7 protein-coding genes are annotated in these 14758 nt (G+C 62.0%); 1 reads left to right on the top strand and 6 read right to left on the bottom strand.

Features of this window, described 5'->3' with window-relative positions:
- From O3298_RS28920 to O3298_RS28930, 3 genes are all read right to left on the bottom strand, one after another.
- Nucleotides 1-4595: aminotransferase class V-fold PLP-dependent enzyme (locus O3298_RS28920; RefSeq protein WP_305061175.1), on the bottom strand; the 4595-nt coding region annotated here is incomplete at its 3' end.
- Nucleotides 4596-4713: 118 nt separating this feature from the next.
- Complete coding sequence (locus O3298_RS28925; protein ID WP_289916187.1) at nucleotides 4714-6462, bottom strand: carbamoyltransferase C-terminal domain-containing protein; 1749 nt, start codon at nucleotides 6460-6462, stop codon at nucleotides 4714-4716.
- 72 nt (nucleotides 6463-6534) lie between these two features.
- The gene (locus O3298_RS28930; RefSeq protein ID WP_305058135.1) at nucleotides 6535-7515 is read right to left on the bottom strand and encodes a cupin-like domain-containing protein; all 981 of its coding nucleotides are present in this window, start codon (nucleotides 7513-7515) and stop codon (nucleotides 6535-6537) included.
- Between the two features lie 258 nt (nucleotides 7516-7773).
- Between O3298_RS28930 and O3298_RS28935 the strand changes: the two genes are divergently transcribed.
- Nucleotides 7774-8877, top strand: coding sequence for a methyltransferase (locus O3298_RS28935; protein WP_305061176.1), 1104 nt, complete (start codon nucleotides 7774-7776; stop codon nucleotides 8875-8877).
- Nucleotides 8878-9093: 216 nt separating this feature from the next.
- On the opposite strand, the gene O3298_RS28940 is transcribed toward O3298_RS28935, so the two are convergent.
- The 3 genes from O3298_RS28940 to O3298_RS28950 form a co-directional block, all read right to left on the bottom strand.
- Nucleotides 9094-10785, bottom strand: coding sequence for a cyclic peptide export ABC transporter (locus O3298_RS28940; protein ID WP_305061177.1), 1692 nt, complete (start codon nucleotides 10783-10785; stop codon nucleotides 9094-9096).
- On the bottom strand, nucleotides 10782-13268 hold the full coding sequence (locus O3298_RS28945) for a penicillin acylase family protein (protein WP_305061178.1): 2487 nt from the start codon (nucleotides 13266-13268) through the stop codon (nucleotides 10782-10784). The genes O3298_RS28940 and O3298_RS28945 overlap by 4 nt, the downstream gene beginning before the upstream one ends.
- A 13-nt stretch (nucleotides 13269-13281) precedes the next feature.
- Nucleotides 13282-14758 (bottom strand): non-ribosomal peptide synthetase (locus O3298_RS28950; RefSeq protein WP_305061179.1); only part of this gene is annotated, 1477 nt, incomplete at its 5' end.

Here is a 14758-nt window from a genome sequence, read left to right on the forward strand (position 1 = left end):
GGCACCATGTAATCGGGAAGCTGCGCCTGCAATTGCGCCTGCAACTGCGCGACCGACAATTGCGCATCCAGCCCGGCCACCACATACGCCACCAGCCGCTTGTCGCCGGGGACATCCTCGCGCGCGACGACCACTGCCTCGCGCACGTCCGCGCAGGCCAGCAGCTGGCTTTCGATTTCCCCTAGCTCGATACGGAAACCGCGCAGCTTCACCTGAAAATCTCGGCGTCCTTTATATTCGATCCTGCCATCGGAGCTCCAGCGGGCCAGGTCTCCCGTCTTGAACAGGCGATCGGCCGGATCGTCGGAGAATGGATTGCCAATGAACCGTGCCCCGGTCAAAGCAGTATCACCCAGATAGTCACGCGCCAGACAATCACCACCTATATACATCTCGCCGATAACCCCCTGCGCCACCAGCTTGTGCCAGGCGTCCAGCAAGTAGACCTTGCAATTCGCAATCGGGCGGCCAATCGGAACTAGCCAGCTATCGGTATCGGACTGCGCGGCCTCAATATCGGTTTCCAGCGCGGGGTGTTGGACGCCCTTCGGCTCGATCAGCTCCTGGGCGATACGCAATTGATCGTCCAGGACCTCCTTGATGCTGGCCAGCGTCGTCAATGGGTTCGACAGCACCACGCGGAACACCGACAGCGGTGCGTCGGCAACCGCAGGCAGCAGTATCCTGGTGCGCGAGACAAAGGTCTTTCCCTGGTCGAACTGCAGCTTCTGGATACGCTCGACGGCATCGCTGATCGCCTCGTGCTCGTCGGCCGTATAACCCTGCCCTTTCTTGCCGCGCAGGTGAGAGGGCAGATAACGGTAATTGACGATGTTGAGTTCAGGCTGGCCGCCCGCCAGCTCGAAGCAAGGAGACTGCTCGATCGTGCGAACCAGGCTCAGGGTCTTTTCCATGCTCTGGTCAATCAGCCAGGCGTAGCCCTGCTTTGAAATCAGACGCAGGCTAGCATGCAGGAACAAGGCATTCGCCGGCCGCGAACCTTCCAGCGAATATTGACCGAGGTCGTAGCTTCCCTGCTGGGCCTGATATTCGGCGTGGGTGGCAATCGCGGCGACGCCACTTGTGTCACGGAACAGGCACAGACTGATGCCCTGCGGGAGGAACAGCTGCTTATGCGGGCACAGGGTGAGCGAATCGGCGTGCTCGATGCCGGCAAGCTTGCAGCGGTGCTTCGCCGAGAACTGGAATGCGCCGCCCCAGGCAGCATCAACATGAAAGTGGATGCCATGCCGCTGCGCCATTGCCGCGATCTGCTCAAGCGGATCGATGGTGCCGGTTTCGGTCGCGCCGGCCACGCCGACGATGGCGAGGATCAGGTAGTTCATCTGGCGGCACACCTCGATGCATCGCTCCAGGTCCGCCATCGACATGCGCTGGCGGTCGTCCTGCGCGACCTCGATGAAGCTCTCCTGGCCGATACCAAATACGCTGATGGCCTTCTTGATGGAGTAATGCAGCAAGCGCGTTCCCAGAATCACGCCGCGCTCAAAGCCCAGGGCGGCCAATGACTTCTGGTATCCCTCCCTCACCAGATCTCTCTTCTGGATGCCACGGCCCAGCAAGGCCCGATTGCGCGCATACCAGAGGGCGGTGACGTTGGCAACGCTGCCGCCACCGACCACCACGCCAAATACATGCGCAGGGTCCTGACAATAGCCGGCGTAGTAGTTGTCCTCCAGACCGAAGAACAGCTGGTGCATCGAAGCGAGCACCTGGCGCTCCAGGAAGGTCATTCCCTTCGACGTCTCGATCTTCACCACGTTCTGATTGAGCTGCGTGATCAGCCGGCCGATCTCGGTGACAAAGCTGGGCAGTTTGGACGTCATGTGTCCAATGAAGCGGTCGGACGACACATCGATCAGGTTGGGGAGGACTTGTTCATTGACGCTGCGCGCATACTCGTCCAGCGGCATGGGCCGATCTGGAATGGCGGCGTGCCCGAACGAGGCAGCCAGTTCGCCGATGCTCAGCGCCGGCCAGACGGGCGCGCCGGACTGGCCCATACCCCATGCCAGCGCTGGATTGCAGGGTGGCTGCCCCTGCTCCACAAAGTACTGCATCAAATCGGGATGGTCGGACAGGGGCGCAAATTCAAAGCAGGTTGCATCGGCTCCGACCTCGGTGGAACCGTACAGATTGAGCAGGCGGGTGCCCGGCAGGCAGCGCCGGAATGCCCTGGCGGTGCGCAGCGTCAACGCTTCGCCGCTCGACACCACATAACGCAGGCCCCGCAACTGCGGCGCAATCGCGTCGTCGAGCAGCACTTGCAGCAGCGAGGGCACGACCGTCAGCCGCGTCACGCGGCCGGCGCAAATCGCCTCGGACAGACTGGCAGGGTCCCTGACCTGTTCGGCGGGGATCACCAGCAGCGGCAATCCGCACAACAAGGGCTGGAACACTTCGGCCACGTGGTCGACAAAGGCAATCGTGGTCTTTTGGCAGAACACCTCGTCGGCGGCCGGATGCGCATGACGCTCCATCCAGCGCAGCCGGTTGACCATTGCCCGGTGTCCGCCGCGCACGCCCTTGGGCCGGCCGGTCGAGCCGGAGGTATAAATCACGTACGCGGTGCTGCCGGCATCGCCCTGCTGCACCGGATTGTCCGGCGATTCGCCGACCAGCTCCTGCCACTGGCTGTCCAGGCAGAATACGCCGCCCGCCACTTGCGGCAGGTCCGCACGCAGATGTTCCTGGGTCAGGATCACGGCGGGCGCCGCGTTCGAGACCATATAGGCCAGGCGTTCCTGCGGATTGGCGGGATCGAGCGGCAAGTAGGCGCCGCCCGCCTTGAGTACGCCAAGCATGCCGGCCACCATGTCAGCGCAGCGTTCGACGCACAGCCCGACCACGGTATCCTGGCCCACGCCCCGCCTGCGCAGGTAGTGGGCCAGACGGTTGGCCCGCTCGTTGAGCTCGCGGTAGCTCAGTACCTGGCCTTCAAATTGAACGGCCGGATTCCCGGGCGTTCGCGCCACCTGCGCCTCGAACAGCGCGTGCAGCGTGTGGTCGTGCTCATAGTCTTGCGCGGTCTGGTTCCACTCGACTAGCAATTGGCGCCGCTCGCGCTCTGCCAACATGTCCAGCTCGCACACCGGCGCATGCGGATTGGCGACGATCGCTTCCAGCAGGAGCACGAAATGGCCGACCATCCGCTCAATGGTGGCGCGCTCGAACAGGTCGGTGTTGTATTCGATGTCGCCGCGTAGTCCATCGGGCGACTCCGCCAGCGTCAGGGTCAGATCGAACTTGGCCCCATTCTGCTCGCGCTCGACCAGCTGCAGTTCCAGCCCTGGCAATTCCAGCTTGTCCATCGGCGCGTTCTGCAACACGAACATCACCTGGAACAGCGGGCTGTAGCTGCCATGACGTTCGGGTTTCAAGGCTTCCACCAGCTGTTCGAACGGCACGTCCTGGTGCGCGTAGGCGTCCAGCGTGCTGGCCCTGACTTGTTCGAGCAGCGCATTGAAACTGCTAGCCGCATCGACCTGCGTGCGCAGCACCAGCGTATTGGCGAAGAAGCCGATCAGAGGCTCGACCTCCGCCCGCTGTCGGTTAGCGATCGGGGTGCCGATGCAGATGTCGTCCTGGCCGGCGTAGCGGCTTAGCAGGATACTGAACGCCGCCGTCAGGGTCATGAACAGCGTGCCCTGGGTCTGCTGGCCAAGCCGATGCAGCGCGGCACTGGTCTGCGCCCCGATGGCCACCCGCACGCTGGCGCCTTGGTAGGTCTGCATCGGGGGACGCGGACGGTCGGTGGGCAGCGTGAGCAGCGTCGGCGCGCCGCGCAGTTGCACCTTCCAGTACGCCAGTTGATGCTGCAGCACCTCGCCCTCCAGCCACTGGCGCTGCCAGTGCGCGTAGTCGGCATACTGGACCGCCAGCTCCGGCAGCAACGGCGCCGCCGCGCCGACGAAGGCGCTGTACAGGGCCGCCACTTCCCTGACCAGCACCCCCATCGACCAGCCGTCCGCGACGATATGGTGTACGGTCAGCAGGAACATATGCTCGCTTTCGCCAAGGGCGATCAGCCTGGTGCGCAGCAGCGGCCCGGTGTGCAGGTCGAACGGAGCCTGCGCCTCGTCCTGCGCCAGCCATTCGGTCTTGGCACGGCGCTCGCTGGACGACAGCGCGCCCAGATCGGTGACCGGGATCGCCAGCCGCAGCTCGGGAGCGATGACCTGCACAGGCATGCCGTCGGCGGTATCGAAGGTGGTGCGCAATGCCTCGTGACGGTGCACCACCTCGTTCAGCGTGCGCTCAAGCGCAGCGCGGTCCAGACGTCCCAGCAAGCGCAGGCACACCGGAATATGGTAGATCGCGCTGCCCTGCACGATCCGGTCGATGAACCAGAGGCGCTGCTGGGCAAACGAGGTCTGGCAGCGGTTCGCGGCCCGCCGCGACATCGCCGGCGCAGGGCTGAGCAGGGCCAGAATCTCGTCCTTGTGCGCCTTCAGAGCCGCCAGGATGTCCGGAGTCACGATGTCGCCCGGCGCCTTGAACTTGATCTTCCGGTCGACGACATGCAATTCGACGGAACGGCGCCTGAAAAAGGCCAACAACTCCCGAGCATTCATACGGTTCTCTCTCTAGCAAAAGTCTTCTTGTATGGGCAAAGCGGCGGAAATGGCAAGCCCGACGGCGTACACGTTTCCGTGTCCGGCCGTCGAGCAGACATTGCCCTGCTTCAGGGCATCAGGCGAAGCATTCGCTGGAGTCGGTAGGTTCGGTCTGCCGGTTGTCCTGCTTGCGCAACAGGAAATCACCGATGACCAGGAAATCGATTTCCGTCCTGAGGAAGGTCTTGATCGCGTCCTCGGGCGTGCAGACGATAGGTTCGCGGTCATTGAAGGAGGTGTTAAGCAGAAGCGGCACGCCCGTTTTTTGCTTGAAGCTAGCGATCAGCGCGTGGTATCGGGGATTGACCCGCTGGTCCACCGCCTGGATGCGGCTGGTCCCGTCGACGTGAACGACCGCCGGAATCAACGCGCGCTTGCTTTCCTGGACCGGATAGGCCATCAGCATGTACTGGGCGCTGATGGCGTCCTTGCTGGTGACAAACCACTCCTTGACGTCTTCGGCCAGCACGCTTGGGCAGAACGGACGATGGTCCTCGCGGTGCTTGACCAGACGGTTCATGCGCTTGACCATCTCCGGATTGCGCGGGTCAGCCAGCAGGCTGCGGTTGCCCAGTGCACGCGGGCCAAATTCCATGCGACCCTGGAACCAGCCGACCACCTGGCCGTGGCTGATCAGGGTCGCCACCTCGTCCACCAACTGCCCAGGCGTGCTGTAGACCACGCCGAGTTCGTCTAGCGATTCGCGTATCTCGGCTTGATTGAACTCGGGACCAAGATAGGTGTCGCGCGTATGGAAGGCGCTGCCGCCCTTGCCGCGGAACAGCTCGTGATACACATGCAGCGCCGCGCCCAGCGAGGTGCCGGCGTCATTGGCCGCTGGCTGGACAAAGATCTGCTCGAAGGGGCCTTGTTCGAATATCGCCGTGTTGGTGACGCAGTTCAGCGCGACGCCGCCGGCCAGGCACAACTGCCTGGAGCCAGTCAGCTCATGGGCGTGATGGGCCAGGTTCAACAGGATTTCGGTGGTGATCTTTTGCACTCCAGCGGCCACATCCATGTAGTCGCGCGAGACTGGCTGGTAACTGCCGATCATGGGCAGGCCGAACAACTGTTCGAGCGCCGAAAAGTCGTCGGAGCGGAACTGGCACAGGTCGGCATCGAGCTTGAAGCCACCCTTGGTGACGTCGATGAAGCTGCGGTACTGGCTATAGAAGCGCTCAGCGTCACCGAACGACGCCAGGCTCATCACCTTACAGGCATCATACTCGGACATGCCAAGATACTGGGAGATTTTCTCCCAAAGGAAGCCCAGCGAATGCGGGTAACCGATCTGCTCAAGCACGCTGATCCGTTCATCCCTGCCCAACGCCAGCGTGGTCGACTCAATCTCACCGATGCCGTCCACGGAAATGATCGCACTGTCTTGGAAGGAGGAAGGGAAAAATGCGGAAGCCGCGTGCGCCATGCTGTGGTCGACGAACACGAATTCGCCGCGGAAGCCCATCTCGCGGAAGCGGGACGGAATGCCCATCAGCTTGTCGTGGAACAACGTCTCGCCGGCCCGGCTGCCCCAGCTGCCGTCGATGACCTTGTCGTCGGCGATGAGGTTGTGCTCCAACCGCTTCGGCGGATTGAAAGAGAAGGCGATATAGTCGACCTGGGAGAGCGCCACGCTGCCCATCTTCAGGCAATAATTGAGCGCACCGACAGGCAGCTCGTCGGAATTGCTGACCAGCGCAGGCTTAGCGTGCTTGATCCGGTTGATACGTTCCTCTTCGATCGCCGCGACGATGCCGCGCTCCGTCACCAGGGCCACCGACGATTCATGGTATGCACAATTGACGCCTAAGATGTAAACCGACATAAATTCTTCTACCTTTCACTGAAACTCACTGTACGAAGGCCGGCCCAGCGATAACTGAAGTGCCGCTGCACGCTAGCGAACCTGGGTGAGGCGGCGTTCCATCTTGCGGAACCAGCCGGTCAACCAGATCGGGGGAATCTTTGACTCGGCAAGCACATCGAAGGCCAATCCGCCGAAATAATCTCGCGCGGAAACCGGTGTCAGGCGAACGAAGTCCGCGCGCCACCAGAAGTTGACATTGACGTTGAAATCACCGAGGTGCTTGAAAGTGTGATACCAGTAAGCAGGGATGAACAACAGATCGCCTGCCTTGAGCGTTCCCTCGTAACCCTCCAGTTCGGAGAAGCGCGGGAATTGGTGGTGATCGACGTCTTCGACGTTGACCTGTGAAAAGGTGTAGGGATGGCCGTTCGAGTGCAGGTAGGGGTAGACCTGGCCCATCAGCTCGGGAGAGTAAAGTTGCACCTGCTTGCTGCCGGCGACCTGGGCATTGAGGTTGTGCAGGCAGTTGCCATCGTAATGCAGGTGGGAGCGGACGCCTTTCGCGCTGACCCACAGGGCCGCGCTGTCGAGCCTGGATTGCGGCACATAGGCGGGCACGTCGTAGTCGGCGCGCAGCTCGGCAAACGCATCGTTCCAGACGCCCTCGCGCAGGATGCCGAGTTCTTCGGCGCCGGCAAGATAACGGTATGCTTCCGGTGACGTGGTCAGCAGCTTCAGCAATTGGCCAAACGCCATCTGCTCGCCGTCATCAGTGCGGCCGCGCCCGATGATGCGCCGGCCAAGATGGCCCAGCAGCCGCAACAACAAGGGGCGATTCCATTCGGCGCGCATGCGCTCGAAATCGGGATGGAAATGGGTGGACGAAGTCCTGACGCCGATGCGCAAGTCACCTATTTTTTTTGTCAGATAATCAGGTGTCCAGCTGGCGCAGGCATTCCATCCCTGCACCGCGTCTTCGACGATGACGGGCCGGTCGCGCAAGATGGCGGTTTCAAAATCATGTTTCGAAAAATTCCGGACCCGTTCAATCGGGAGAAAATTTACTGCCATCAATAAGGCACCTGAAAAAATTTCAAATAGCGCAAAACTGATAAGAATGCGCCCCCCTTTGAGCCCCCCACTTTGAGCACCCAGTATCGGAGGACTTAGGGGGCGGTCATGTCGCGGTTAGCCTTCGACATTTCAGCAACGATGAATCAGGCCAACTTTCAGATTTGAAAAGATTGTATTATATTGTACTATTTAAAGCAATGTAAAAACAGCTAGAAAATATTGCGATAAAGGGTTGCGCCCACAGCCCGATTTCGCTTGGGTACGCCTGAAATGGCGGCATGGCGCTCCCGGCCGGCCATGCGGACATACTGGGAATTTTTTTACTTTTTGGAGGGATGGCAAGGAATGGCTTCGGACACGCTTAATACAGCTTCATCGGCAAAGGTTAACCCATTAAAGAAGACCATATTTTCTGTGGAGGGAAAGCAGACCAGCCCCTCACTCAATGAGTATTACGTTACGCAGGCAGCCGAGGTGGGGGGATTGGCGGACCTGCTGTCGGTCCAGAGCGGCTACAGGAAGCGCGATGACAGCGCGTTGTCGATGACCATACTGACCGATTCCTTCGAATACAAGTCCATCGACCAGGTCATTCCTCTTCAGCCCGAGCAGGTGTTCTTTATGGATTACACCAACCTGGACGATATCAAAGGGCGCCATGTGCTTGAGGTCGGGCTCGGCTCCGGGGTACTGAGCATTTTTTGCCTGCTCAATGGCGCCAGCTACTGCTCCGGCCTTGAAATCAATCCAAGGGCAAAAATACTGACTGGCTTCAATTGCGTGCTAAATGGCGTTGGGGATCGCTTGAATATTATCGACGGCGACGCGAAAGACATCTTTTCCCCCCTGCGCGACAAACAGTTTGACTTCATTTATTCCAATCCGCCGTTCGAACCGACTCCTCCCGGCATGGAATACTACTTTAATTCCGCCGCCGGAATTTATGGCCTGACTTTTGTCGAGGAACTGCTCAAGGGAATAAACGGCGTGCTCAATGATGGCGGGACATTCCAGATGGTGACCATGGCCCCTGGCGACCGCCATTCGCCCTTCATGCTGCATGAAATGATCGAACAATATCTGCCCGGTGCCGAAGTGGAAATCGTACTGGACCTGCAGCCCATCAGCTACGCGGGCTTTGTCGACCGTTTCGTGGATATTTTCAAGGAAGACAACGCCACGATCGATCAAATGAAAGACGAGGCTGCGCGCCGCGGCGTCACCCACCTGCATATGCTGATACTCAAATACAAAAAAGGCATGCAGGGGGGAGTGAAGACCAGCTGGGCCAGAAAGACCTACGAATCGTGGCAGTCCCCGTTGGGCACGACGAATGAGCTCTACCTTGAAGTCGCATAAGCGCAGCGCGGACAGGGCGTCTTTCCGCAGATGCGAAACGACGATTTCGGGCTGATTGGAGCGCCTCTCCAGCCTTAATGCCGTTCAGTTAAGAAGCATTCGTGCGATTGAGCGGCGGCCTCCCTCTCAGAGGTCGGGGGCAGACCCACATGGGGTCTGCCCCCAGCTCGCCGCAGTGCAGGGTAAACAATTTCCGTATCGATTAACTTAACGGCATTACTCCCTGGCCTGCCCGGAAAGCAGGCCAGCTGGCCGGTTGGAAGACTGCAACTGACCCTCGCACATGACGATGAGCTTGTCAGCCACGTCGAAGTAACGGTCATCGTGCGAAATCACCACCACGGCCTTCCCCTTCGCTTTCAGCGACGGCAGAATTTCCCGATAGAAGATATCCTTGAAGCTCGGGTCCTGGTCGGCGGCCCACTCATCGAACAGATACAGTTCACGGTCTTCCACAAATGCCGCCACTAGGGCCATCCGCCGCCGCTGCCCGTCGGATAGAGACAGTGTCGAGAAGCGGCCGTCATGGTAGTTGACCTTTTTGTCGAGGCCGAGCTGCTTCAGGTAGTACTCGACCTTCTCCTCTTTATCCTGGTCGCGCCCGGCCGCCAGGATGCGGTCGAACAGGTAGTAATCGGAGTAGATCGCGCAGATGCTCTGGCGGTAGGAGTTCATGTTCTCGTTGGTGATGCGCTGCCCGCCAAAATAGATCGCGCCGCCGCTGGCGTGATAATGCAGCGTCAGCAATTTACTCAGCGTCGATTTGCCGGAACCGTTGCCGCCAACGATGAAGGTGATCTCACCCTTGCAAAACTCCAGGTTGATCGGCCCGACCGCGAATCCGGCCCCCTCCTCCCCCTCATGCTCGTAGACCACGTGCTCAAACCGCACGCTGTCCCAGGCGCGCGCCTGGTACGCTTCCTGCGCCACCGGTTCCTGCGGCAGCTCGGCCAGCAGCGCGTTGACGCGGCCGATGGCGACCTTGGCGTAGGTGAACCCAGGGATCTTCGACGTCACCGAGCCGATCGGCATGGAGATATACAGCATCACCATCATGATGCTCGACAGGCTCTGCGCGCTGAGCGAATGGTAGCTAACAAAAATGAAGGCAATCGAGCCGAGGAACAGGAAGTTCAGCATCAGGCCATAGTTGGCGGCCGCGCTGTGGATGTTGTTGCCCGGCCGCTGGGCGGCGAGCAGCTCGCTCTCGGTCACCAGCAGGGCCTGCTTAAAATACGCGTGGCGCTTGTCGTCGCTCAGCTTGAGCTCCTTGAAGCCATGCATGAGTCCATGAACCGAGCGTTGCAGGGAATCGTTGATTTTCGCGACGCGAAAGAAGTAGCGGTCGGCGAAGACGAAGATCAGCTGGTAGCTCAGCACGCCAAAAATGATGCACTTCAACACGAACCAGAACACCGCCGTGTGCACATAGGCGAGAAAGCTCAGCATTCCGATCAGGGTCACCATATCGATCAACATGGTCTGCGCCGTTTGCGCGCCGGTGACCACGGCCGGCATGTCGCTGGCGATCGCCGTGACGAGCCGGGGCAATCCGATCTTTTCGATCGCCGCCAGGGGCGCATGCGCGATGCGGTAGTACATCTGGATGCGCAGCTCGGACGTGGCCGCCATCGATACCCTGGTCATGGTGATGTCGACCCAGGTCCGGGAGGCCCAGATGAACAGCAGCGCCGCAGTAAATATCAGCGCCATCGAGGGGTTGGTGATCTCCATGCCGAACCAGAGCGCGCGGCCCGAGCCTGCGCCTTCGAGCGCGTCCCCTCCGTCCAGCGAGGCCATAACCAGCGGGATCAGCAGCGAGTACACGACCCCGGACAAAATGCCCACGATGATAGAGAAAAAGACCTTGTTGGGCGCGTTCTTGGCGAGTAGGGAAAACAGATTCATCGGGAAGATCCTTGGTGAGACACGGCGCCGGCAGCGGCAAGGCTACGCGCGCGGCCGGCCGTCTCGTCGGGCGCGAGCCGGGTGTATTCGAGCCGGGAGAATGGCTCGACCATGTCGGCATAGTGGCGGCTCGCCACATTGCCGGACTGGCCGGTCGAGTTCATGAATTCATGCACGATACCGCCCTCTCCCAGGCTGAACACCTGGCGAAAGCTGACCCCCGTCCGTTGTTCAAAGCCTTGCCGGTCGATAAAGATGCTGTCCGCCGCATTGACGGTATTCGGGCTACCGCCCTGGGCCGTCCCGCGTTCGAACAGGCCATTGAACGGCCGCCATGTGTCTTGCGAGGGATGGGCGTAGACGCCCCGCTGCAACGCGCCCCATCGCCAGTCGGCCATGCTGCGGCTGCCGGTGATCTTGCCAATTTCATCGAGCGCCGCCTGGAGGGCCGGCTGCAGCAGGCCGTCGCAGCCGGCCGCCGTGGCCGGCCGCCATACCGTTCTGCATTCGGCCAGCGCCTGCCGCAGCGCTCGCGTGCCCATCTGCTGGTCCAGGCTGCGCAGATAGCCGCCCTGTTCGGGGCGGTTCCAATACTGCTGCAATTTATCGCCCAGCAGCCGCTTGCGCAAATGGCGCGTCCAGACGTTGAAGATCGCGGCCGGCTGGCTGTCGGCCGCCATCGTGCCATTCCATCCTCGCAGCAGGTCGAGCGCCTTGGCCTGTGCCGCCCCGTCCGGGCGCATCGTCACTAGCTCAGCAGCCAGGGCGGCGGCGTCGAGGTCGATATCGTCGCCCTGGATGCGCTTCATATCGGCTGGGCCGAGCCGCTTTCCGGCCTGCAGGCGCTCCTGGAGTAGTTGCGCGATGCGCTCGGCGCGCGCGGGCGAGGCCCAGTCCCGGCCGATGAAGTCAGAATTGCCGGCGCCGGCTTCCTGCTGATTTGCAGCGACGACAAATCCGGTCGCCGGGTTGTACACCGCAGGCAGGCGCGCGGCCGGAACATAACCGGCCCAGGCGAAACGCTGATCCCAGCCGGGCGCCGGCAGCGCGCCGCCGCCTTGCTTCCTGACCGGCACCTTGCCGGCGGCGATAGCGCCGATATTGCCGTCGATGTCGGCATAGACCATTTTCAGCGCGGGCGTCGCATGCACGCTCAGAGCTGCGCGGAAGTCCTGCCAGTCGGCGGCGAACTGCAAACGGTACCAAGCCTCATAGCTGGTATCGCCCGAATCGAAGCCGACCCAGCGCAAGGAAACCGGCCGATCGAATCCGGCGAATTGATCCGAGATGAGCGGACCGTTCTTGGTCGCGCGAAGGACCACGCTGACCGTGCGCTGCTGCGCGCCGACCAGGGCACTGCCGCTCTCGGCCCGAACCTGGATGGTCTCCTTGCGCGTCACGAACGGCAGCCACTGCCCCTGCGCCTGGTAGCGGCTAGCATCGTCCGGGTCGGTGTTCTCGAAGTAGACGTCCTGGCTGTCGGCCCGCAGGCTGGCGCCGCCCCAACTGATTCTGTCGTTGCGGCCGAAGATCACCAGGGGTACGCCGACCAGGCTCATCCCAGACACGGCGAGCCGCTCCCCTTTCGCATGCACGGCGTACCACGGCGAGGGGATTTGCAGCTCAAGCTGGAGATCGTTGGCCAGCAGCGCCGCGCCAGCCTCGCCGTGGCGACCGGCCACGGCCCAAGCATTTCCGCCAGCCGCCGTCGGCGCGCCCCACGGCGGCGGTGCCAGACCGGCTTCGCGCAGCGGCAACAGCGCGGCGGCACCGGCGCTTTCGCGGGCCTGGTCCATCCTGACGGCGGGAGTACCCTCCAGCGCGTCATCGGGGAACAGCGTGCGCAACTGCGCCGTAGTCAGGGTCTGGCGCGCCGCTTCGCGCGTCAGGTCGAGCTGGAAGCTTCCGCTGAGATTGAGCGCGAACAGCTTCAGTCTGGCGAGGGAATCGTAGACCGTCCAGCGCTGCGGCGCGATACCGGCCTGCCTGAACTCGACCGGCAATTCGGACTGGGCGGCCATGCCCGCGTTGACGCCGTCGACATACTTCTGCAGCGAGCGCCTGGCCTGGTCGCTCAGCGCCGGCCAGGCGCTCTGCGCGGCGGCATGCAGGTTCAGCGAGCGGTACCAGATATCCTGCTTCAGGGTCTCCCGGCCGAACAGCTCGCTCAGCTCGCCGTGGACGGTGCGGCGCTGCAGTTCCAGTTGCCAGAGTCGGTCCTGCGCATGGGCGTAGCCGATGGCAAAAAACGCATCCTCGTCCGTCCGCGCCCGGATATGCGGCACGCCGTTGACGTCGCGCGCCATGAAGACCGGGGACAGCGCCCCATCCGGAAACAGCTGCATCCGCTCCGGTGGCAGCGTGCTGCCCAGCAGCCGGGTACAAACATAGTAGCCTCCGGACAGCACCAGCAGCACGAGGAGGATAAATCGCGTCAGCAAAGGAAAACGCTTGGACAGCTTCAACAGATTGAACAGATTCAACAGTGTTTCCCCGCTAAATTTCGAACTCGGCCAGTTCTTCGCCTGGCGTCGGTGACAGGTGGGCGCCGGGATGGCGCAGCGCGAGGACGTCGTCAATCAAGGCTGCAATCCTTGCAATCGTGCTCATCTCGAACAGATCGCGGATATCGAGCCGGACCTGGAACTGGCCGTCGATTCGGGACACCAGCCGCACCAGCATCAGCGAATGGCCGCCCAGCGCAAAGAAACTGGCGTCGGTGCCGATGCGGCTGCCGTCCAGCTCAAGCAATTCCGCCCACAGGGCCACCAGCCGCACTTCGGTTGCCGTTGCCGGAGCGGCATACGCGCCCTGCAGATCTCGCGCATCCGGCTCCGGCAAGGCCTTGCGGTCGATTTTGCCGTTGGGGGTCAACGGCCACGCATCGATCACCATCACATGCGGCGGCACCATGAACTCCGGCAGCGCCTGCGTCAACCAGCTCTTCAGGCTGGCCACCGCTGCCTGGACGGCGAGGCGGGCCGCCGCCGTCATGCTCACATAAGCAAGCAGGCGCTGCCCGCCTGCTGCGTCGGGCCTGGCAAGCACCACGGCGGCGCCGACCTGCTCATGCTCAACGAGCCGGTTTTCGATCTCGCCCAGTTCGATGCGGAAGCCGCGAATCTTGACCTGCTGGTCCAGCCGGCCCAGGTAATCGACCGCCCCGTCCGCCTTGTAGCGGGCCAGGTCGCCTGTCTTGTACATGGTGGCGCCAGGCGCACCGAAGGGATCGCCGATGAAACGGCTTCGTGTCAATTCGTCCTGGTTGAGGTAGCCATCGGCCACGCCGTCGCCGGCAATATGGAGTTCGCCGGCGACACCGAGCGGCACCGGCTGGAGCCAGGCATCGAGGATATAGAGCCGGGTGTTGGCAATCGGCCGGCCGATCGTGACGGCCATGTCCGCACGCGTAAGCTTATGCACGGTCGACCAGATGGTGGTTTCCGTTGGACCGTACATATTCCACACCACGGGCGCGCGTTCCAGCAGTTGCTGTGCCAGATCCCAGGGCATAGCCTCGCCGCCGCAGAGTATCCTGAGGCCTGGCGCGAAGGGGAAGCAGCCGGAATCGACCAGCATGCGCCAGGTGGACGGCGTGGCCTGCATCAGCGACACCCTGTGGCGCGCCGATGCTTCCGCTAGTTTTTCCGGGTGCGCTGCGCTATCGCGCGACACGATGACGGTGGTCGCACCTACCGTCAGCGGCAAATAGATCTCCAGCGCCGCGATATCGAAAGAGAGCGAGGTTACGCTAAGCAGCACGTCGGCCGCCTGCATGCCGGGCGCCTTTTGCATGGCGCAGATGAAATTGGTCAGGTTACGCCGGCAAATGCGGACACCCTTGGGACGACCGGTCGAGCCGGATGTGTAGATCACGTAGGCCAGATGGGCAGGCTGCACCGCTGTGCGCGGATTGTCGCGGCGATAGCCGGACAGCGCCTGCCAGCCGCTGTCCAGGCTGACCACCTTGGCA

Origin of the sequence: Janthinobacterium sp. SUN137 (assembly GCF_030587265.1) — a bacterium.
Lineage (GTDB): Bacteria > Pseudomonadota > Gammaproteobacteria > Burkholderiales > Burkholderiaceae_D > Janthinobacterium > Janthinobacterium kumbetense.

Excerpts from the sequence above, each read along its gene's own strand:
- O3298_RS28925 (WP_289916187.1), bottom strand. The coding sequence starts at position 6,462 with ATGTCGGTTTACATCTTAGGCGTCAATTGTGCATACCATGAATCGTCG.
- O3298_RS28930 (WP_305058135.1), bottom strand. The coding sequence starts at position 7,515 with ATGGCAGTAAATTTTCTCCCGATTGAACGGGTCCGGAATTTTTCGAAA.
- O3298_RS28940 (WP_305061177.1), bottom strand. The coding sequence starts at position 10,785 with ATGAATCTGTTTTCCCTACTCGCCAAGAACGCGCCCAACAAGGTCTTT.